This is a genomic window from Deinococcus malanensis, assembly GCF_014647655.1.
Classification (GTDB): domain Bacteria; phylum Deinococcota; class Deinococci; order Deinococcales; family Deinococcaceae; genus Deinococcus; species Deinococcus malanensis.
In genome coordinates, this window is the sequence record NZ_BMPP01000002.1 from 134,303 (window position 1) to 155,166 (window position 20,864).

The following is a 20,864-nucleotide window of genomic DNA, read 5'->3' on the forward strand; positions in this document are numbered from 1 at the left end:
AGGTCAACGGGGGCCACGCCTCTGACCGAGCGGAGCGTATAGCTTTCGCCGAGCAGGGCACAGAAAGGAGCCGCCAGACGTCGGTCTTCCCCTGAACACCAAAGGCACTCGCGTAAAGACACGCGGCTCACGGAGGATGGGCCCGGCGCCGGTGCTTCAGAGCACTTCTGACACGCCCGTCAGGCGCCAGGTTTCGGAGAGGTCCCGCCACAGGCCAGCCGTGCGTTTCCTTCGCCACCCCGCTAGACTGCAAGGTGTGAACGTTAGGAATTTTTCCATCATCGCGCACGTGGACCACGGCAAGTCCACGCTGGCCGACCGCATCCTGGAGCGGCTCGGCGCGATGGGTGAACGTGACAAGCGCGACCAGACGCTTGACACCCTGGAGCTGGAGCGCGAGCGCGGCATTACCATCAAGTCCACCCCCATCCGACTGGTCTACCGCCGTGAAAACGGCGAGGAATATGTCTTCAACCTGATTGACACTCCTGGGCACGTGGACTTCAACTACGAAGTCTCGCGCTCGCTGGCCGCGTGCGAAGGCGTGCTGCTGCTGGTGGACGCGTCTCAGGGTGTCGAGGCCCAGACCATCGTCAACGCCTACCTGGCCATCGACAACAACCTGGAAATCATTCCGGTGATCAACAAGATTGACCTCCCCGCCGCCGATCCTGAAGGCGCAGCCAAAGAACTGGAGGAAGTCATTGGGATTCCGGCAGACGGAGCCGTATTCGCCTCGGGCAAGTCGGGGATCGGCATTCCGGAGATCCTGGAAGCCGTGGTCGAGCGGATTCCGGCGCCTCCCGGGGACCCGCAGGCGCCCCTGAAGGCGCTGATCTTCGATTCGTTCTACGACGCCTATCAGGGCGTGATCCTGCTGGTACGGGTGCTGGAAGGGACGCTGAAGCCCAAGGACGAGATCCGCCTGATGAACGCCGGCAAGAACTTTGAGGTAGACAAGGTCGGCACCTTCAGCCCTGCACTGGTCGTGGGTGATTCGCTGCCTGCAGGGGCGGTCGGCTGGGTCGCGGCCGGGATCAAGGACATCCACGACGCCCAGGTCGGGGACACGCTGACCGGCAGCGACAATCCCACCACCGAGCCCTTCCCGGGCTTCAAGCCGGCGCAGCCGGTGGTGTTCTCGGGCCTCTACCCCACCGACACCGAGGACTACCGCAAACTGCGTGACGCCCTGGAGAAGCTCAAGCTCAACGACGCCGCGTTTTCCTTTGAGCCCGAAACCTCCGAGGCGCTGGGATTCGGCTTCCGCTGCGGCTTCCTGGGCCTCTTGCACGCTGAAATCATCCAGGAGCGTCTGGAGCGCGAATACGACCTGGACCTGATCGCCACCGCGCCGGCCGTGGTCTACCGCGTCACCCTGACCAACGGTGAGATCTTCGAGACCCAGAACCCGGCCGAATTTCCCACCCGTGACCGCATCACCAGTGTGGAGGAGCCGTATATCAAGCTCTCGATCATGCTGCCCGAGGACTACGTGGGCCCGGTGATGCAGCTGCTGCAGGAACGCCGCGGCTCGATGATCACCATGAACTACATGGGCAAGCGCGTGGAGCTGCTGTACGAGGTGCCCTTCGGCGAGATCCTGTACGACTTCCACGACCGCCTGAAGTCCATCAGCCGTGGCTACGCCAGCATGGACTACGAACAGATCGGCTACCGCGAGGGCGACCTGCGCAAGGTCGACATCATGGTCAACAACGAGGTCATCGACGCGCTGGCCGTCATTGTCCATGAGACCAAGACCTACAGCCTGGGCCGCAAGATCGTGGACAAGATGGCCGAGGTGATTCCGCGGCAGATGTTCCCGGTTCCGGTGCAGGCCGTGATCGGGGCGAAGATCATCGCGCGGGCCACCGTCAAGGCCTTCCGCAAGGACGTGCTGGCCAAGTGTTACGGCGGCGACATCTCGCGCAAGAAGAAATTGCTGGACAAACAGAAAAAGGGCCGCGCCCGGATGAAGCAGTTCGGAACCGTGGAAGTGCCGCAGGAAGCCTTTCTGGCCGTGTTGAGCACCGAAGAATAAGCTCCCGGGCTCCATGAGAACACCCCCGCTCCTCTCCGGGGGTGTTCTTGCTGCTCCGGGGGTGGGGATTGACACCAGCTTTGCGATGCCTCATGTAAAGGTTCTGTCAGACGTCAGCACGTAGCTTGAGAAGCATGAGCCGCCTGCCTTTTCTGGTGCGCCCGGCCCCACAGACGGGTGTCGTGCGGCTCAGTACCTTGCGCACCCAGTTCACGCTGGTGATCTTTTTGCTGGCTTTTTTGCCCAATCTGGTGTTGACCTTTAGTGCACGCCCTGCTACCCCCAGCCCTGCGCTGCTGGCCTGGATGCTGCTGGTGGCAGGGTTGTGCGGCCTACTGGGGTATCTGCTCAGTGGCGCGCTGCTCCGGCCCCTGAGCCGGCTGGAAAAGGAACTGGAGCGTGGCCGGCTGACCGATATCCACGACGATGACCCGGCGGAAATCCGAGCGTTGCGGGAAGCCTTCTCGCAGCTGATCGGCCGCCTCGGCACTGAGCAGACACGCCGCAACGCCTTTATGGCTACCCTGGTGCACGACCTGAAGACTCCCCTGATTGCGACCGGGCATCTGACCCGGGCCCTGGCCACGCTGCCTCTGCCCGAAGCGGAGCGGCGCGAGGTGGGCGAGCTCATTCAGAGCGAAACTGGCCGGCTCCTGGCGCTGGTCCAGCAGATGGCCGATGCCCACCGGTTTGAGCGCGAGGACGTCAAGATCCAGCCGGAATTGGCCGATCTGCGGGGGCTGCTCAGTGGGGTGGTCCAGCGCCTTGAATCGCAGGCCCGCTCCCGAGGCGTAGCTCTCAGTGTGCACGGCACCGGGAGTGCCTGCGTGGACAGCGCCGTTCTGGAACGCGCAGTGACCAATCTGGCTGACAACGCCGTGCGCTTTGCCCAGACCCGGGTGCAGTTGCGGATCGCGCCGCAGGGCATTGCCGTGCTGGACGACGGCCCCGGTCTGCAGGCCCCGCTGGAGGACCTCGCCCAGCCCTTCAATTCCCAGCCCACCACCATCGCCGGGCAGCAGTACACCGCCGGCACTGCTGGCCTCGGGCTGTACATCACCCGCCGGATCGCAGAAGCCCACGGTGGGCAGCTGCTTTACGAACGCCACCACCATCCCCTGCCCGGCTCCGACACGTCCGCATCCCTGCCCTCGCCTGCAGCGGGTCACACCGCTCTGTCCATCGTTCTCCCGGAGGTTTTGCCATGAGACTAGTAATTGCCGACGACCATCCCCTGTTCCGCATGGGCCTTAAATACGCCCTGATTCAGCAGGGATTCGACGTGGTTGCCGAAGCGGCCGACGGCGTCAGTGCCCTGGAAGCCTGCCGCCGTTTCGTGCCGGACGCGGCCCTGCTGGACGTCAAGATGCCGGGCATGACCGGCATCGAGGTCTGCGAGAAGCTGCGCCTGACCCACCCGGAAGTGGTGGGGGTGCTGATCACCACCTTTTCCGAGCCGGCTATCGTGCAGGCCGCCCGCAGCGCCGGGGCCCGCGGCTACGTCAGCAAGGAAACGGACCCCGAAAGCCTGGCCCGCCAGGTTCGTGACATCGTCATGCACCCGGAGATCGACCGCCTGCCTCACGTGGACGTGCCGCGCCTGACCCCCCGTGAATCCGAGGTGCTTCCCCTGCTGGCGCTGGGCTACAGCAACAAGGAAATTGCCAAGAACCTGGGAGTCAGCCCGGATACCGTCAAGGATCATCTGGCGCGTCTGTACTCCAAGCTCGATGCCGGTGACCGCACCGAGGCTGTCAGTCGGGCGCGCAGTATCGGCCTGCTGAGCTGAGGGAAGTGGCCATTAACACTGGGAGGGCCTGCACAGGCCCTCCCAGCCCCTATATGTAGGAATGGCATCCCCAACACATCTGGTGAGGGAATGCGGCATACGGCAATATTGAACAGTGATCCTGCTGAGGCCCTACTGACGCGACATGAAGGACTGATTAACTGCTCTGTTCTTCATGAGCGGGTGCCACCATGTTGCCGTCGAGATGCAGACCGAGTAGATGCAGTTCCTGTAACCGCTGCCTGTGGGCTGCGACCAGGGTGTACAACCTACTCAACTCACCCGCACTCTGTTCGGCCACCTCTGAATTGGTGACCTCGTCACGCTCACCCGACATGGCCGTTACCCTACCCAGGCGTCCTATGAGATCTTTGAACGTATGGCTAAGATCTGACGCTTCAGGTGTCTGCGCTCTCAGTATAAGAAGGTAGGCAAAACTGACGGGCGGACTCCTGATTCAATGAGCAGGATAAGAAAACTGGCTCCATCACCAACTCGCGCCCGAACTCATGAGGCCGGTTTTGAAGAGTTCCTTAATAGGCCTGAGGTGTTCCTCAACATTGAGAAGTTGCATAACAAACGGAGTTCGGGCTTCTGGTATTGCTAGGTACACGTATGACGCCCCTGCTGTTGCCCCGTGAAGGACCATCCCCGCAGCCTGAGAAGGGGCTGCTGCTGCGGCTGGTGGCTGCTGGCTCTCGACAGGACGTGCTTGACCAGCTTCTGGAGGGTATGCCCGGCCTGCGGGGACTGACCTTATGGGGAGAGGAGGGCACCATGCTCATGGCATGGGCAGGAGAGCGGCAGGAACAGACCGCAGACCGGGTGCCGCTTTCCCCGGACCCTGAATACTGGCTTAGCACGGTTCCGGTCATCAATTTTCCACCTGAAATCCTCGCAGTCGCAGAGCTGCGCCTTCTTTATCTGGACGCTCAGGAAACGAGTGTCCTCCTGGGCAATAACCTGGCCACGCTGACTGCTGCCGCCAAAACAGACGCCCTGACCGGACTCCCCAACCGTCATGCGCTGGAAATGGACCTGAAGCGCATTGATGCCGCAGGCGCCCCATTTGCGGTGGTATTTATCGATCTGGACGGCTTTAAAGCCATCAATGACCGCTATGGCCATGCGCTGGGCGATTCGCTGCTCAAGGGGTATGGATTGTGGCTTTCCCGCGTGACCGGTCCCTGGGGCCGGGTTTACCGCATGGGCGGGGACGAATACCTGCTGCTGATGACAGATTTTCCGGGGTCTCCTGAAGATTTCCAGGTCTGGGCCCACGAACGGCTGCAGATTCCTTTTGTCGATGGGGTCAGCGCGAGTATTGGCATAGCCTGGCGTCACGAGGACACGACCATCAGTGATGTGATGCGGCTGGCCGACACGCGCATGTATCAGGCTAAGTCAGCGCGGTCAGGGCCTTCTCCCTCGCGCCGAACGGACCGGCGGACTACCCATAAGGCGGCCGCCCAGGGCAACTGAGTCGGGGCGCTGGCCCAGTGACTGTTCGTCAGAAGTGTGGCCAGATAAGGACCCATAAGTCCCCAACTGAAGCGCTGATACCCTCATTCTGTGGTTGGCACGAACTCTTCACCCGTGCCCTCGCCATGCTTGCGTAGCAAGGACAGGGTAAGGTTGTTGCTTGTTGTGGGCAGAGTAAGAAAACAGGTCGCCTTCAGGCATGCTCAGGAGCAAGTGGGCCTGCCGCGGGCGCTATGAGGACCGCTGGTGTGGAGTCCAAGCAGCTCGCCGGACCTTGTCCCCTTGGCCAGTTTGAAGCGCCAGATGGCCCGGACGCTCCACCTGGCGCTGCCTTTCCGGAAGGGCTGGGCAAATGCTTTTGCCTCCGGATGGTGCAGCCATGGGGGGCGTGTGCCTGGAGGGCCCATGCCTGGGCTTAAGGAAAAAGTGGCCCGTCAGTTCAGCCACCCTGCAGGGATACTTGGCAGGCTGACCGGCCTGCTCATGGAATGGGAAAATCACCGGCTCAATCAGCTGGTGGTCCAGCAGCTGGCACCTGCAGGGCAAGAACAGATCCTGGAAGTCGGGTTCGGGACCGGCAGAACCCTTGCACATCTTTCCGGCCAGACTCAGTGCGGGGCTGTGGCGGGTATAGATCCGTCCGGACTGATAGTCGCGCAGGCCGGCCGCAGATGCCGCCGCTGGATCCGCAGGGGCCGTGCCGAGGTAATCCAGGGAGACGTTTCTGACCTTCCGTACACAGACAGCCGGTTTGACGCCGTGTTGTCCGTCAACACCATCTATTTCTGGCCTGACCCGCAACAGGCCATCAAGGAAATTCACCGGGTTTTAAAGCCTGGAGGCCGGCTTCTTCTGGGTTATCACACGGCCGAAACCATGGAAGACCTGCAGGCTCATGGTTTCAGGCTGTACACGGACCTGCAGATCATGACGTTGCTGACAGCAGGCGGTTTTGAGGTTGACCAGCCGACCCATGATCCGACCGCTCCCTACGGTGCGACGTGTCTCAAAGCCTTTCGCCGCTGAGAATCCGACGCCGTTGGGTGGAGCCACGGTCTAGCTCGATAAGTCTCTTTCTGGCAGCATGCGCGGGCAGGTGTCAGGAGGCGCGAAGATTCTGCTCAGGGCACCCGGGCAAGGAACGGGAAATCCTGTTTCATACCGCCCCGCGCCGCGCAGCTGACCAGACACTTAGCCCAGGCGCACTGCCATGTCTACCGGTACCTGTACCTTCAGAGGATGAGCGGCCCTTTTGCCCTATCCCAGCGTGCCCTGAGCCTCAAGCCCTCGGCCACGGTCACCGTCACGAGCCGCGCGCTGGAGCTGCGCCGGGCCGGCGTGGACGTGATCAGCATGAGCGTAGGCGAACCGGATTTCGACACACCCGAGCACATCAAAGAGGCGGCGATCCGGGCCATCCGCAGCGGGCAGACGAAGTACACCCCGGTCAGTGGAACTCCGGAACTGCGGGAGGCCATCAGCCAGAAATTCAGCCGCGAAAACGGGCTCGACCACGCCCCGGACGCTGTGACTGTGACCAGCGGCGGCAAGCAGGCCCTGTTCAATGCCTTCTTTGCACTGCTCAACCCCGGAGACGAGGTGCTGATCCCTGCGCCTTGCTGGGTCAGCTACCCGGAGATGGTCGCGCTGACCGGTGCGGTGCCTGTGCTCGTGCCGACCTCGCCCGACAGTGGCTTTCTGCTGGACCCGGAAGCTCTGGAAGCCTGTATCACCCCCCGCACCCGCATGATTGTGCTGAACAGTCCTGGCAACCCGACCGGCGCCGTGTTTTCGCCTGAGGTGCTGCAGGCCGTCGCACACATTGCCCAGCAGCACAACCTAAGTATCGTCACGGACGAGATGTACGAACATCTGGTGTACGACGCCGAACAGGTCAGCATCGGCCGTTATGCCCCGGAGCACACCCTGACCGTCAACGGCGCCAGCAAGGCCTACGCCATGACCGGCTGGCGCATCGGGTATGCAGGGGGACCGAAAAGGGTTATCGCGGCCATGAATGCCCTGCAGTCCCAGAGCACCAGCAACGCCAGCAGTGTCAGCCAGGCTGCCGCTCTGGCGGCTCTGGTGCAGCATGAGCTGACCAGTCAGTTCGTCGAGAGTGCCCGGCGGGCGTACCGTGAGCGACGTGATGTGATCGTCGACGGGCTCAACAGCCTGGGATTGCACACCCCTACGCCACAGGGAGCCTTCTACGTGATGGCCGACACCACGTCCATCCATGCTGACGAACTGGAAGCGTCCCGCATCATCCTGGATCAGGCCAGGGTCGCGGTGGTGCCCGGCACCGACTTTGCCGCGCCGGGTCAGGTCCGGTTGAGCTACGCCACCAGCCTGGAGAACATCCACGAGGTGCTGCGCCGACTGGGCACCCTGACATAACAAGGTCGGCGTGGGGATTCACGATTTCTGCGAGCCCGGCGAGCACTGTGGATCTCAAGGTCCGCCGGTCCTCTGGGCGAAGTCATGGTCATCAGATTCACCCTGGGCAAACTCACACTGTTCAACCCTTCCCGGGGCGACCAAGACAGTTCTGCCGTTCCAGCCTTTCGTCAGGTCCATGCGCGGGTCAGACGGGAGACGTATCACTTGACTGAAAAGATGTACACGGGGTGCCCCCAGCCTTTACCTACCGGTCTGGGGAGGTGGCAAACCGGGTCCGATGATGTGTCTGGTCGCGCTCTGGCACTGTATTCACGCACTGGGCATCTACGCGCTGGACCGAACCCCTGCATACCAGGGAGGCAGCTGTTGTATCCATGCCCGTCTGCAGGAGCCCCGCGCTGCGCCGCACGCCGATGAAGTCATGAGTCAGCTACAGTCTGCAGAACAGTCGCACGCCCCACTGGCCCTCCAGCCCGTCGGGACTGCCACGGAACCTCATTCGCCGGATGCGCGTACTCTGGGAACGTATGACAAATATGCAACCCGGCAGTGACGGCACGTACAGCCTCCGCGAATTTCTGGCGCAGACCGCCGAACGGGACAATCCCGGCGAGGTGTTTGAGCTCGAAAGCAGCAAGATGCTCGAGGTCAAGGTCAATGGCCGCATCTGGAGCAAGCTGGGCGCCATGGTGGCCTACAAGGGCAACCTGAGCTTCAAGCGTGAGGGCACGCTGGAAGGCGGGCTGATGAAAGCGCTCAAGCGCGCCGTGAGTCAGGAGATGAGCCCGCTGGCCAAGATCGAGGGACGTGGCGTGGCCTATCTGGCGGATCAGGGCAAGGAAGTCCAGATTCTGCGCCTGGCCGGAGACAGCCTGAACGTCAACGGCAACGACCTGCTGGCTTTCGAGGACAGCGTGCAGTACGACATCACCATGCAGCGCCGCGCTGCCGGCATGGCGGCCGGCGGGCTGTTCAGCGTGCGGGTCCAGGGCAACGGCCTGGTGGCTATCCTGAGCCACGGCAAACCCCTGACCCTGCGCGTGACCCCCAACGAGCCGGTCTTCACCGATCCCAATGCCACCATCGCCTGGAGCGGCAACCTGCAGCCCCAGCTGCGCATGGACGCCTCGCTGCGCAGCATGTTCGGCCGGGGCGGCGGCGAGACTTACCAGATGGTCTTCCAGGGCGACGGGTTCGTGGTGGTGCAGCCCTACGAGGAGTTCGACCAGGGCCTGGGTGGCGACAGCGACGGTCACAGCGGCGGAGGCATCGGCCGCACCATCGGCGACATCTTCGACTGAACACCTGTTTGCGAGGGGGCGCAGCACATCTGCATGCTGCGCCCCCTTCGCGTATCCCCTCAACAGCCAGACTCTACACTCGGGCTCAATGAGTCTGGTCGTAATGGCAACGGGAGGCACCGGCGGGCATATCTATCCGGCGGTGGCCACAGCGCGGGAACTGATGGCACGGGGACACAAAGCGCTGCTGCTGGGCCAGCGCGGCGGCATGGAGGAGCGGGTCGCGGCTGAGCAGGGCCTGCCGTTCGAGGGTGTGGATGCCGGAAAGCTGGCCCGCAGCGGACAGGGCCGCCCCGACCCCCGTGAGCTGCTCCGGGCGGTACGCGGCGTGGTTGAGGCCCGCCGGGTGCTGCAGGCCCGGCGCCCGGCGCTGGTGGTCGGCTACGGCGGGTTTGCCAGCCTGCCCGGCGTCCTGGCGGCACAGAGCCTGGGAATACCGACGGTGCTGCACGAGCAGAATGCCCGACTCGGCCTGACCCAGCGCGTAGCGGTGGGCCGCGCCCGGGCGGTGGGAACCGCCTACGCACAGGTGCTGGGGCTGCCGGCGGGAAAGGGCACGCTGGTCGGCATGCCGGTCCGCGAGGAGCGCCTGGCCCGTCAGGAAGCGCAGCGGCGCCTGGGGCTGCAAGCCGGACCGCTGACCATTTTTGTGATGGGCGGCTCGCAGGGATCTTTGTTCCTGAACAACAACGTGCCCGACACGCTGCGCAACATTCTCGGCAACGAGGGGCTGCTCAGCGGCCTGGGCATGGAGCCCGGACAGATCGACCTGGATTTCACCCACGCCCAGGCCGGCGGCGCCGCCGTGCAGGTGCTGCACTCGACCGGGCCCCGCTGGTTGGCGGACGTCGCTCCGCGGGTCCGCGACCTGGAGTGGTATCACGCGGTCGGTTACGTGGACACCGTGGCGGCCTGGGTGGCGGCTGATCTGGCCATCACCCGCGCTGGCACCGGCACACTGGCCGAGGCCGCGTTTCATGGGGTCCCGCTGGTCATGGTTCCCCTTCCGGAATCGTCGGAAAACCACCAGTACCACAACGCCATCAGTGTTCAGCAGGCCGGCGCGGGCCGCGTGGTGGAGCAGAAGAACGTTCAGGAGACCCTGGGGGCAGCGGTGTTAGAGTGTGCCGAGCCGGGGGCCCGCATGGCCATGCGCGATGCAGCACTGGCGCGTGCCCAGATGGGGGCCGCTGCGCGTTTCGCGGACCTGATCGAGCAGCACCTGCCCCACTCCTGAGTTCACCCCCCTACCCATGACTGACCTTCCCACCAACCAGACCGATTCCCAGCAGCCCACCATGTCCGGTGCGCCCGGGACCTCCCAATCCGCTGCGGCGGCGGTGACCGGGCCGCCCTCTTCACAGACCCAAACTCCCCTGCACTACCACCTGATGGGCGTGGGCGGCATTGGCATGAGCGCCTTTGCGCGTCTGCTGAAAGCCCGCGGCCACCATGTCAGCGGCTGCGACGAGGCCGCCTCTGATCTGACCCGGCAACTGGAGCATGAAGGCATCACTGTGGCGGTGGGGCACCACGCCTCCCACGTGGCCGATGTGGACGTGCTGGTCGCCTCCGAGGCGGTGCCCAAGAGCCACCCTGAGATGGTCGCCGCGCGTGAGGCCGGGGTGCAGGTACGCCCCCGGATGGGCCTGCTTGAAGAGTTGCTGCGTGCCGGGCCCGGTGTCGGGGTGATCGGCACGCACGGTAAAACCACGACCACCAGCATGATCGCGGTGGCCCTGCAGGGAGCCGGGCTGGACCCGTCTGCTTTTGTGGGCGGCATTGTCCCGGAGTTTGGCAGCAACGCCCGGGTGGGCGCTGGGCCCTTTGTGGCTGAGGTTGATGAGTCCGACCGGGCCTTCGCCGAACTCGGCTGTGAGACCGCCGTATTCACCAATGCAGAGGACGACCACGTGGGCGGAAATCAGGCCACGTACTGGGAAACGGTCGAGGAGCAGCACGCCGGCTTCGCACGCTTCGTGGGTCAATCCCGCCGGGTGCTGTACTGCGCGGACTGGCCGGGCCTGGACGCGCTGTGTCAGGGGGCCGAAGAGCGCCTCACCTATGGTCAGGCCGACGGCGCCGATTACAGGGCGGTGAACCTGCGCCCCGACCCTGACGGCACCTCGTTTACGGTGCTCTGGAGCGGCGCGGCGTTGGGTGAAGCACGGGTGGGCCTTCCAGGGGTGCACAACGTGCTCAACGCGTTGGCGGCGCTGGCGGTGACGCATCTGTACGGCGGCGAGTTCACCCCGGCTGCGCGCGCCCTGGCTGAATTTAGCGGCCCCGGACGCCGCTGGCAGAGGATAGGCGAGCTGAATGGTGCACTGGTCATCGACGACTATGCCCACAACGCCACCAAGGTCGCGGCCGCGGTGCAGGCCGCCCGGCAGACCGGGCGGCGCGTCCGGGTAGTCTTCCAGCCTCACCGGTATCTGCGGACCCAGCAAAGCTGGCCCCGGCTGGCCGACGCCCTGATGGATGCAGACGAGGTGCTGCTTCTGGATATCGCCGCGGCGTCCGAAGACCCTATCGAGGGCATTCACGCCACCCTGATCTCTGAGCGCATGGCCCAGCAGGGGCACCGGGGTGTGCATTATCTGCCGGACCGCACGGACGTGCTGCGAGCGCTGCGCGACACCGCTACATCCGGGGACATCATCGTGACCATGGGCGCAGGCGACGTCTGGAAGCTTTCGCGCGAACTGGCCGGAGTGGCGCTGTGAGCGCTGTGTCTCTCAGCCGGACGGGGGCCCGCGTGGAGCGGCAGGCCCTTGCGCGCTACACCACCCTGGGCGTCGGCGGCCCAGCGGAGGTCTGGTTCGTGGGGGATCACGCCCAGCTGGCCGAGGCGATGGAAGCTCCCTACCGCGTCCTGGGCGGCGGCAGCAATCTGGTGATCGCAGATCAGGGGGTATCCGAACGGGTGATCCGCCTGGTGGGCCCACTGGCCGAGCGTGACCTGGAACCGGACCCGCGCCTCAGCGCAGGTGACGGCGTCGTGACCGGCTGGGTCGGGGGCGGCGTCCCGCTTCCCGGCCTGATCCGTACCCTGCAGAAATCTGGCCTCTCCAACCTGGAAGGTACCGTCGGCATTCCCGCTCAGGTCGGCGGAGCGGTGTGGATGAATGCCGGCACCCGGTACGGCGAAATGTTCGACGGCCTGCATACCATCGAGATCGTCACGCCACAGGGTATGCGTCAGGTCTCGCCTAACGAGTTGCAGTGGGGCTACCGCAACAGCGGCATTCCGCGCGGCCACGTGGTCTCGCGGGTACGTCTCAAGCTGCGGCGCAGCACCCCCTCCGCTGTGCTGGAAAAGATGGACGCGGCCGACCAGGCGCGCAAGGGCCAGCCCAAGATGAAGACGCCGGGATGTGCTTTCAAGAATCCAGGTGGGGTGAGCGCCGGCAAACTGATCGATGACGCCGGACTCAAGGGCACCCGCATTGGGGACGCGATGATCGCGCCGGAGCATGCCAACTTCATCGTGAATCTGGGCGGAGCCACTGCGGCGGACGTCCACGCGCTGCTGGACGTGATCCGGGGACGGGTGGGCGTGCCCATGGAACTGGAGTACGAGCTGTGGCCGGAGCAACTCTGATATGCCGCTGACCCTGAGGAGTCCCGCGTGACCACCCAACCGCCGGGCGGGCCCTCGGGGCGCCGGGGCAACCGCCGCATATCGTCATCCCCGGGATCAGCAACTCCAGGTATAGCGGCCTCGGACGAACCGGCACAAGCAGATCTGGTGGCCAGTCCCGTCGAGTCCCCTCCGGACGAGCTCCTGTCTCGCTCACCACGTCGGCGGCCTCCCTGGGCACTTTTCCTGGGGGGGCTGACGCTGGCCGCGGCGCTGGTGGCCTCCTGGATGCTGCTTCCGGTCCGGCAGATTACCGTCCGCGGCAATGAGCGCCTGAGTGCCGCGCAGGTGCGTGAGCTGGCCGGCATAGCCCCCGAGTTCGGCTGGCTGTATTACGGCAGTTGGCGCGCGCGTGGCCTGCTGGCCAGCCCATGGGTCCAGTCGGCGGTGGTCACCCGCCGCTTCCCGGATCAGGTGGAAATTCAGGTGACCGAACGTAAGCCGGTGGCCATCTGGAAACGCCCCGACGCAAAGACGGTAATGGTGGCAACAGACGGCACAGCTCTGCCCCAGACCGGTGCCCCGCTGAGCCTGCCCGTCATTCAGGGATGGGGACCCGCGCGCCTTACCGACGCCCTGACGGTGATGCGGGCACTCGGCCGCTACAATGTGAAATCGGTTATGTATTCGCCTTCCGGCCTGAAAGTGAATTTCGCGGCCGGATCAGTGTGGAGTGGCGACGTGCAGGCGCTCCTGAAGTATGCTGGAAGCATTAGCATGTACCCAGACAAGAACCTTAACATCTACCCTTGGGGGGTGAGCGTCCAGGAATGAAAGACAATCCGATCATCGTGGGCCTGGACATCGGCACCACCAAAATCACCACCGTGATCGGCGAGCTTGCCGAGGGCGGCGGTGTCGACATCATCGGCGAAGGCACCGTTCCCAGTGAAGGCATGAAACGTGGCAGCGTCGTCAACCTGGAGCGGGCCACCCACGCCATCCGGCAGTCGATTGCCGCAGCGGAACGCGTCAGCGGTGTGCAGGTCGACTCGGTGTATGTCACGGTAGCCGGCAACCATGCCAAGGCCATCACCAGTCATGGTCTGGCTGCCATCCGCCGCAATCAGGAAATCAATGTTTCCGACGTGGACCGCGCCATCGAGAATGCGCGTGCAGTCCCGCTCGATCCAAATCTTGAGATCATCCACACCCTGCCGCAGGAGTATGTCGTTGACGGCCAGGAGGGCATCAAGAGTCCGGTCGGCATGCACGGGGTCCGTCTGGAAGTGGATGTGCATATCGTGGCCGGGACCGCCGGACCCCTGCTGAACCTGCGCCGCTGCGTGCAGGAAGCCGGGGTACAGGTCGAGGGCTTCGTGCTGCATGCCCTGGCCTCGGGGCTGGCCACGCTGGAAGCCACCGAACAGTCTCAGACGGTCATCGTGGTCGACATGGGCGGCGGCACCACCGATATCGGGGTGTTCAAGCGCGGCAACCTGGCCCACAGCGCCAGCATCCCCATCGGGGGGGAGCACGTCACGGCTGACCTGGCGCAGATCCTTAAGATCCCCATGGAGGAAGCCGAGAACGTCAAGCGCAGATACGGCGCGGCCATTCCTGAGCTGGCCGATCAGGACCTGACCCTGGAGATCACCACGGCGTCGGGCAGCACCCATGCCATCAGCGCCTTTGAACTGTCGCGGATCATCAAGCCACGCCTCTCGGAGATTTTCAGCCTGATCCGCGACGAAATCGATCACACGCTGGGTCCGGTCGAACTGGTTGCCCAGGGCGTGGTCCTGACCGGCGGCGCCGCGCTGCTGCGCGGCACCAGTGATCTGGCGCGGGACCGGTTCCGGTTGCCGGTGCGACTCGGCCGACCCCGTGGCATTGGCGGCCTGACCGATATCGTCAACGGGCCGACCCACGCCGCGAGTGTAGGACTGGTGCTGTACGGCATCGGCGAGGACGGCAAGGTGCCTCATATCGTGTTTCAGGAAGAGCCCAAGAGCGCGCCTCCGGTGGATGTTCCCGCTCCGCTGCCGGCTGTTCCTGCCACCGCTGCCACAGGCACGCCGGCCCCCAAGAAAGAAGGCGTGAGCCTGGTAGACCGCCTTCGGAATGCCTTCAAGGACTGGATGTAAAGTCCGCCTCTCCAAGGCCCCTGACCTCCGCCGGTCAGGGGCTTTTGCGTTTTATGGAGTAACCCGGCAGGAGTCAGTTCGGCAGGTAGGGTATCGTGCGCTAAACTACCCCGAGTTGAAATCCGGCGGGCTCCTTTTCAGGGTGCCCCTGTGACGAAGGAGACATGATGCAAGCGGCCAGAATTCGCGTGATTGGCTTGGGCGGAGCCGGCAATAACGCCGTGAACCGCATGATTGAATCGGGACTCGAAGGTGTGGAGTTCATTGCCGGGAACACGGACGCTCAGGTGCTCGCCAAGAGCCACGCCGAGATCCGCATTCAGCTGGGAGACCGGTTGACCCGTGGTCTGGGCGCCGGTGCCGACCCGGAAGTGGGCGAGAAAGCTGCCCTGGAAGACCGTGAACGCATCAAGGAGTACCTCGACGGTACTGACATGCTGTTTATCACCGCCGGAATGGGCGGCGGCACCGGTACTGGCAGCGCCCCCGTGGTCGCCGAGATTGCCCGAGAAATGGGCATTCTCACGGTGGCGATTGTGACCCGGCCCTTCAAGTTCGAGGGGCCCAAGCGCCTGCGCGTGGCAGAGGAAGGCATCAGCAAGCTGGCTGAGCGCGTCGACGGCATGATTGTGGTGAACAACGAAAAACTGCTTACCGCAGTGGACAAGAAAGTCTCGTTCCGCGAAGCGTTTCTGATTGCCGACCGGGTGCTGTACTACGGCGTCAAGGGCATCAGCGATGTCATCAATGTCGAGGGCATGATTAACCTCGACTTTGCCGACGTGCGTAACCTGCTGGCCAACAGCGGCACTGTCCTGATGGGCATCGGCGCCGGGCGCGGAGAGAAAGTCGCCGACGAGGCGGCCATGAGCGCGATCCACAGCCCGCTTCTGGAGCGCGGCATTGAGGGGGCGAGGCGCATCCTGGTCAATGTGACCGGCAGCTACGACCTGAGCATGACCGACGCCAACGAGATCGTCGAGAAGATCCGGGAAGCCACCGGCTTCGAGGAGCCCGACATCCTCTTCGGGATCACGCCGGACGAAGCCGCCGGAGACGAAGTGCGTGTCACGGTGATCGCTACAGGCTTCAACGACACGCCGGTGAGCATTGCCAGCGGTATTGGCGGTCGGGGCAGCAGTCTGGAAACCATCGTGACTGCCAAGCGCGGTGGCAGCAGCAGCTATGACCCCAAGGACTACGATATCCCGGCGTTTCTGCGAAACATCGACTGAATCCTGACAGACACCAAAAGCGGCCACACCTTGATGCGTGGCCGCTAAGTTGTTCCGGGTGGCCCGGCACGTCCGGACCATTGGCAGCAGGAGCGGGCAGCGAGATGGAGACCCCGGCATCAGATTGCAGACAGGCCTGTCGTCTACCCTGGCTGTTCCCGTCGTCGGCTGCTAGGGGATGATGCATAGACGTTACGGCTGCCTGCAGGAACAAGCCCCTCATTCTGTTCAGCGTTGCCGCCCGGGCAACAATCGCCACCCGACCTACCGCCCTCATTTTGGAGGATCCATGCCCCGCACACCTTTGACGCTTCTTCTGCTGAGTGCCCTGAGCCTTAGCAGTGCCAATGCGCTGACCACCATCAAAATCGCCAGCCTCGCTCCCCTGTCCGGCGGCCAGAGTGCCATCGGGATGCAGGCCCGCAACGGCATTCAGCTGGCCGTCACCGAGTACAAGCCCCAGTTCAGGAAGCTGGGTTTTGACCTGCAGTTCGTTCCCTTCGATGACCAGGCGGATCCGGCCACTGGAACTGCCGCTGCACGAAAGATCGCTGCGGACCGGCAGGTCCTGGCGGTTGTGGGCGCGCTCAACAGTGGTGTCACCATTCCTGCCAGCGCCGCCCTGCAGGCCAGCCACGTGGCGATGGTCAGCTCGGCCAGTACCGCCAATAACGTCACCGACCGTGGCCTGAGCAACATGAACCGGATCGTGCCCCGTGACGACGCCCAGGGTCCGGCCGGCGCCCAGTTCCTGAAAACCCGGCTGAAGGCCAAGAAGGTCTACATCCTGAACGACAAGACCGCCTACGGCGAAGGTCTGGCCAGGGAAGTCGAGAGGACCCTCAAGGCCAGTGGTGTGCGCGTGATCACCAACGAAGGCACCGAGGAGAAGAGCGATTTCTCCAGCATTGTGGCCAAGATCCGGCTTCAGAAGCCCGACGCCATCTACTTCGGGGGCATCTACAACCAGGTAGGCGTGTTCCTGAAGCAGCTGCGCGAAGCCGGGGTCACGGTCCCGGTTGTTGGCGGAGACGGCCTGGACAGCCAGGAACTTCTGCAGATCGCCGGCAAGGGCGCCCAGAATGTCTTTTTCACCACGGGTGCGGCTCCGGTCGAGGCGCTGCCGGCGGCCAAATCGTTTGCAGCGGCTTACCAGAAGACCTTCAAGCAGCCGGCCCAGGGCTTCGCGGTCTTTGGCTATGACGCCGCCAAGGTCACCCTGCAGGGCGTCCTGAATGCGGCCCGGAGCAACGGCAACAAGCTGCCCAGCCGTACCCAGGTGGAGCGGGCGGTCCGCAAGGGCACCTTCAGCGGCCTGCTGTCGGGTAAAACCAGCTTCAACAGCGTGGGTGACCGCAAGGCAGCAACCCTGTACGTCATGAAGGTCGGCGATGGTAAGGTCAAGCTCAGCACGTCCATTGCTGTCAAACCAGGCAAGTCCTGATTTTCAGAATGGGCCCGGCACTGGTCGCCGGGCCCATTCTGCTTTCTCTGAGCCTGAATCCCAGGGGGCCTAGATGCTGAGGGTCATCGCGCAGCGGTACAGGTCACGGCTCACGTCCTTGCGCTTTTCCCAGGTCTCTTGCAGTGGCGTGTAGATGATGCCGCTGGCTCCGCGGCCCACCATGACACCCTTGCGGCCTTCCATCAGGGCGTAAACGGCGGCCTCTCCCAGGCGGCTGGCCAGAATCCGGTCGCTGGACACCGGCGAGCCGCCACGCTGGATGTGACCCAGAATGCTCACCCGGGTTTCCAGGCCGGTGCCGGCCTCGATGGCGTCTGCCACTCCCTGCGCGCCGCCCTCATAGCCCTCGGCAACGATGATGATGCTGCCACGTTTGCCTTTGGCCACGCTGTCCTTGACGATCTCCACGACGCCCGCGACCGGTTTTTCGTCCTCGGGGATAAACACCTCTTCGGCGCCTCCTGCCACGGCGACGTCCAGTGCGATATGCCCGGCGTGCCGGCCCATGACCTCGATCACGAAGATGCGTTCATGCGAAGCTCCGGTGTCGCGCAGCTTGTCCACGGCGTCAAGCGCCGTTTCCACGGCCGTGAAATACCCGATAGTATGGTCGGTCCCGTAGAGGTCATTGTCGATGGTTCCTGGAATGCCGATAACAGGAATACCGTGTTCCTCCTGCAGGTAGTGGCCACCGTGGAAGCTGCCGTCACCACCGATCACGATCAGGCCGTCCACGCCCCAGTCGCGCAGCACCTGGGCCCCACTGGCGCGGCCTTCAGGTGTCCGCCAGGTCCGGCTGCGTGCGGTCAGCAGAACCGTCCCGCCCCGCTGGATGATGTTAGCCACGTCGCGCGCGCCCATTACGGAAAGTTCGCCGCGGTGCAGACCCGAGAATCCACGGCGGACGCCGATCATTTCAATGCCCTGCTGGGTGCCGGTCCGCACGACGGCCCGAATGGCGGCGTTCATGCCGGGCGCGTCACCGCCGCTGGTCAGCACGGCGAGCCGGCGCACTCCGGCAGGGTTAGGGCGGGCGGTCTGGCCAGGGACAGCGGTGGGGTTGGGGGATGTCGGATGCTCTGTCATGGTGACACTCTCTTTTCAGGGGTGGGCTTACGGGAACAAACAGGACGCCACTCGTGCGGTGCAGCAGTCAGTTCTGGGTGGCCTGCAGGGCCAGGGCGTAAGCGTCATTCTTACGCAAACCCTGGGCAGTCAGGCGGTCACGTATATCCCTGACCCCCAGTCCAGCCTGGGCCCATTCCCGTGCCTGCTGCGCGGGGTCCGTGACCGGCTGTGTCAGTTCAGCTGCTCCCTCAGGGCGGCCCTCGACAACCACGACGAGTTCTCCCTTGACCGGGCCGGAGAAGTGCTGTGCGAGGTCTTCCAGGGGACCACGGCGGGTTTCCTCGAAGCGCTTGGACAGTTCCCGGGTCACGCTGGCGGGGCGCCGGGGGCCACAGGCGGCCGCCAGATCCGTCAGCGTGGCGTGCAGCCGGTGAGGGCTTTCATACAGCACGCTGGTTTCTGCGCGGGCCGCGATCAGGGCGAAGCGCGCCTTGCGTTCCCGGCCCGACCGCGGCACAAAGCCTTCGAAGGTAAACCGGGCACCGGGCAGTCCCGAGAGGATCAGGGCCGGCACAAATGCCGTGGCCCCTGGCAGCACCTCCACGGGAATATCGGCATCCAGGGCGGCGCGCACCAGTTCGGCGCCCGGGTCGCTGATTCCCGGCGTCCCGGCGTCGCTGACATAGGCCAGACGGGCGTGGCGCTCCAGGACCTGAGGCGCGCGGTGCATGGTATGGGCATCAAGGCGCACCAGGGGACGGCGGATGCCCAGGTAGGACAGCAGGGCGCCTGTCCGGCGGGTGTCCTCACAGGCCACGGCGTCGGCAGCCCGCAGGACGTTCAGGGCGCGCAGGGTGATGTCACCCAGATTGCCGACCGGCGTGGGCACCAGCCACACCCGGGGACCGTCCGGAATGGGCGAGGTCGCTTCGGGCAGCTGTGGAGCCCACTGGGAATCAGCCAGCCCCTGGTCCGGTGGGTCCGGTTCCGGCCACTCCAGTTCAGGTTGGTCCGTGTCTGGATCACGGCCTGCGGGCTCAGTCATGGTCTGTGTGCGTTGCGCTGCCGTCCAGCCCGGCTTCCATGGCCAGGCCCGGGGTCGGCTTGAGCCGGACCCTGATCTTGCGGGGACGCTTGAGCACACTGGTGATTCTGGCCCGCAGCAGTTCACCCTCGCCGACGGTCACCGTGACGACTGTGCCTTCCGGGAGACGTGCGCCGACCACCACGACCACGCCATTTTCCACGATGCCCTTGTATGCCCTCATGCTTCCCTCCCCTGCGCGCGGCGCTGCCGACGCTCGGCGCGTGACAGTGCTTCGTGCAGTGCAACAATTTCTGACTCGCGCGCTCCACCCAGCCGCGCATAGCGGTCGATCACCTCGGCTGCTTCCCTCCGCCTGCCCTGGCGCAGCAGCATAGCCCCAAGATGCTCACCACGCACAAAATAGGACCGTGGGTTGTCCGGGTCGGACCGGACCTGCGAACGGGCGGCCTCCAGCTGCTCAAGCTGGAAACGGTGATGGCGGACCTGCCAGCGGACCAGGTAAGCGGTCGAGGTAAAGGTCAGCAGTGCTCCCAGCGTGGTGGCCATAATGGCCTCCGGCACCCCGACCTGAGCCCCCAGCCGGACGGTCAGGGGAAAGCAGAAGGCCAGAACCACCAGCACCGCCAGAGTCGCCGCGTAGTTCAAAGGCACCTCCGGCGTGCCGCGCCGCGGCCCGGGGCCGGGCACCAGATGCAGGTGGCAGTCTTCATACGGCACAGTTTAACGGCGGGGCAGCCCCGGGTGGCTCAAGGCTTCCTATAGCATCAGCATGTGCGGCTGCACCTGATCACTGTAGGAGAACCCAAACTCGCCTATGCCCGGCTGGGATGGGACGAATACGAGAAACGGCTGCGGCGTTACCACAAGCTGCAGGTCACACGCGTCGCGGGCCGGACGCAGGCCCTGGAAAGCGAGGCGGTGCGGCGCGCGGCCGGCAAAGCCCCCCTGGTGCTGCTCGATCCGCGTGGCCGGCAGTTCGCGTCCCCGGACCTGAGCGCCTACCTTGACGCCCAGGCGGTCGGAGGCGTGGGAGAACTCGCGTTTGCCATTGGGGGACCGGACGGCCACACCGATGAACTGCGTTCTGGCGCTCATCTGCTGTGGGGTCTGGGGCAGCTGACCCTGCCACATGATCTCGCGATGGTGGTGCTCCTGGAGGCACTTTACCGCGCGGCGACCATCAGTGCGGGCGAACCCTACCACCGCTGACCCGCCCGCGCCTGAGCAGGCGGTCTATCCAGAATGAAACTTGAAACTCCCGTGACCCGGCAAAAAGAACCAGCGAACTGCGTCTTCTCC

The 20,864-nt window shown here is 64.5% G+C and carries 20 protein-coding genes; 15 read left to right on the plus strand and 5 right to left on the minus strand.

Features of this window, described 5'->3' with window-relative positions; genetic code table 11:
• Positions 1-256: 256 nt before the first annotated feature.
• The 3 genes from lepA (at position 257) to IEY49_RS03085 (ending at position 3,833) form a co-directional block, all read left to right on the plus strand.
• Positions 257-2,044 (plus strand): translation elongation factor 4, encoded by a 1,788-nt coding sequence (gene lepA / locus IEY49_RS03075; RefSeq protein ID WP_189004466.1) that lies wholly within the window; start codon positions 257-259, stop codon positions 2,042-2,044.
• Between the two features lie 134 nt (positions 2,045-2,178).
• Positions 2,179-3,252, plus strand: a complete 1,074-nt coding sequence (locus IEY49_RS03080) for a sensor histidine kinase (protein ID WP_189004468.1) — start codon at positions 2,179-2,181, stop codon at positions 3,250-3,252.
• On the plus strand, positions 3,249-3,833 hold the full coding sequence (locus IEY49_RS03085) for a response regulator transcription factor (RefSeq protein WP_189004470.1): 585 nt from the start codon (positions 3,249-3,251) through the stop codon (positions 3,831-3,833). Before IEY49_RS03080 ends, IEY49_RS03085 begins: the two co-directional genes overlap by 4 nt.
• Before the next feature lie 157 nt (positions 3,834-3,990).
• Here IEY49_RS03085 and IEY49_RS03090 read toward each other — a convergent pair whose 3' ends face one another.
• On the minus strand, positions 3,991-4,170 hold the full coding sequence (locus tag IEY49_RS03090) for a hypothetical protein (protein ID WP_189004472.1): 180 nt from the start codon (positions 4,168-4,170) through the stop codon (positions 3,991-3,993).
• A 278-nt stretch (positions 4,171-4,448) separates the two neighbouring features.
• Here IEY49_RS03090 and IEY49_RS03095 point away from each other — a divergent pair, with 278 nt between their 5' ends.
• The 11 genes from IEY49_RS03095 to IEY49_RS03145 all read left to right on the plus strand — a co-directional run bounded on the left by IEY49_RS03095 (position 4,449) and on the right by IEY49_RS03145 (position 17,428).
• Positions 4,449-5,315 carry a GGDEF domain-containing protein gene (locus IEY49_RS03095; RefSeq protein ID WP_189004474.1) on the plus strand — a complete coding sequence of 289 codons (867 nt, stop codon included), beginning with the start codon at positions 4,449-4,451 and terminating at the stop codon, positions 5,313-5,315.
• A gap of 405 nt (positions 5,316-5,720) precedes the next feature.
• Positions 5,721-6,341: a class I SAM-dependent methyltransferase gene (locus tag IEY49_RS03100; RefSeq protein ID WP_189004476.1), complete on the plus strand. Its 621-nt coding sequence runs from the start codon at positions 5,721-5,723 to the stop codon at positions 6,339-6,341.
• A gap of 213 nt (positions 6,342-6,554) precedes the next feature.
• Positions 6,555-7,715, plus strand: a complete 1,161-nt coding sequence (locus IEY49_RS03105; protein ID WP_189004478.1) for a pyridoxal phosphate-dependent aminotransferase — start codon at positions 6,555-6,557, stop codon at positions 7,713-7,715.
• 530 nt (positions 7,716-8,245) lie between these two features.
• A complete protein-coding gene (locus IEY49_RS03110; protein ID WP_189004479.1) occupies positions 8,246-9,019 on the plus strand; it encodes an AIM24 family protein in 774 nt (257 codons plus the stop codon).
• A gap of 88 nt (positions 9,020-9,107) precedes the next feature.
• Positions 9,108-10,256, plus strand: coding sequence for an undecaprenyldiphospho-muramoylpentapeptide beta-N-acetylglucosaminyltransferase (gene murG, locus IEY49_RS03115; protein WP_189004481.1), 1,149 nt, complete (start codon positions 9,108-9,110; stop codon positions 10,254-10,256).
• A gap of 61 nt (positions 10,257-10,317) precedes the next feature.
• Positions 10,318-11,745 carry a UDP-N-acetylmuramate--L-alanine ligase gene (gene murC / locus IEY49_RS03120; RefSeq protein WP_189004822.1) on the plus strand — a complete coding sequence of 476 codons (1,428 nt, stop codon included), beginning with the start codon at positions 10,318-10,320 and terminating at the stop codon, positions 11,743-11,745.
• Positions 11,742-12,623: a UDP-N-acetylmuramate dehydrogenase gene (locus IEY49_RS03125; protein ID WP_189004483.1), complete on the plus strand. Its 882-nt coding sequence runs from the start codon at positions 11,742-11,744 to the stop codon at positions 12,621-12,623. Before murC ends, IEY49_RS03125 begins: the two co-directional genes overlap by 4 nt.
• Before the next feature lie 27 nt (positions 12,624-12,650).
• Complete coding sequence (locus IEY49_RS03130; protein WP_189004485.1) at positions 12,651-13,436, plus strand: cell division protein FtsQ/DivIB; 786 nt, start codon at positions 12,651-12,653, stop codon at positions 13,434-13,436.
• Entirely contained in the window at positions 13,433-14,749 is a 1,317-nt protein-coding gene (gene ftsA, locus IEY49_RS03135) for a cell division protein FtsA (RefSeq protein WP_189004487.1), read from the plus strand. Before IEY49_RS03130 ends, ftsA begins: the two co-directional genes overlap by 4 nt.
• A 167-nt stretch (positions 14,750-14,916) precedes the next feature.
• A complete protein-coding gene (gene ftsZ, locus IEY49_RS03140) occupies positions 14,917-15,984 on the plus strand; it encodes a cell division protein FtsZ (protein WP_189004824.1) in 1,068 nt (355 codons plus the stop codon).
• 289 nt (positions 15,985-16,273) lie between these two features.
• Complete coding sequence (locus IEY49_RS03145; RefSeq protein WP_189004489.1) at positions 16,274-17,428, plus strand: branched-chain amino acid ABC transporter substrate-binding protein; 1,155 nt, start codon at positions 16,274-16,276, stop codon at positions 17,426-17,428.
• 69 nt (positions 17,429-17,497) lie between these two features.
• Here the strand turns inward: IEY49_RS03145 and pfkA are convergent, their stop codons facing one another.
• The 4 genes from pfkA to IEY49_RS03165 form a co-directional block, all read right to left on the minus strand.
• Positions 17,498-18,535, minus strand: a complete 1,038-nt coding sequence (gene pfkA / locus IEY49_RS03150; protein WP_189004491.1) for a 6-phosphofructokinase — start codon at positions 18,533-18,535, stop codon at positions 17,498-17,500.
• A gap of 67 nt (positions 18,536-18,602) precedes the next feature.
• Positions 18,603-19,562, minus strand: coding sequence for a 16S rRNA (cytidine(1402)-2'-O)-methyltransferase (gene rsmI / locus IEY49_RS03155; RefSeq protein WP_229780599.1), 960 nt, complete (start codon positions 19,560-19,562; stop codon positions 18,603-18,605).
• Positions 19,555-19,785, minus strand: a complete 231-nt coding sequence (locus tag IEY49_RS03160; RefSeq protein ID WP_189004492.1) for a hypothetical protein — start codon at positions 19,783-19,785, stop codon at positions 19,555-19,557. The genes rsmI and IEY49_RS03160 overlap by 8 nt, the downstream gene beginning before the upstream one ends.
• Positions 19,782-20,210: a hypothetical protein gene (locus tag IEY49_RS03165; RefSeq protein ID WP_189004494.1), complete on the minus strand. Its 429-nt coding sequence runs from the start codon at positions 20,208-20,210 to the stop codon at positions 19,782-19,784. The genes IEY49_RS03160 and IEY49_RS03165 overlap by 4 nt, the downstream gene beginning before the upstream one ends.
• A gap of 126 nt (positions 20,211-20,336) precedes the next feature.
• On the opposite strand from IEY49_RS03165, the gene IEY49_RS03170 reads away from it, so the two are divergent.
• Positions 20,337-20,774, plus strand: coding sequence for a 23S rRNA (pseudouridine(1915)-N(3))-methyltransferase RlmH (locus IEY49_RS03170; RefSeq protein WP_189004496.1), 438 nt, complete (start codon positions 20,337-20,339; stop codon positions 20,772-20,774).
• Positions 20,775-20,864: the final 90 nt, after the last annotated feature.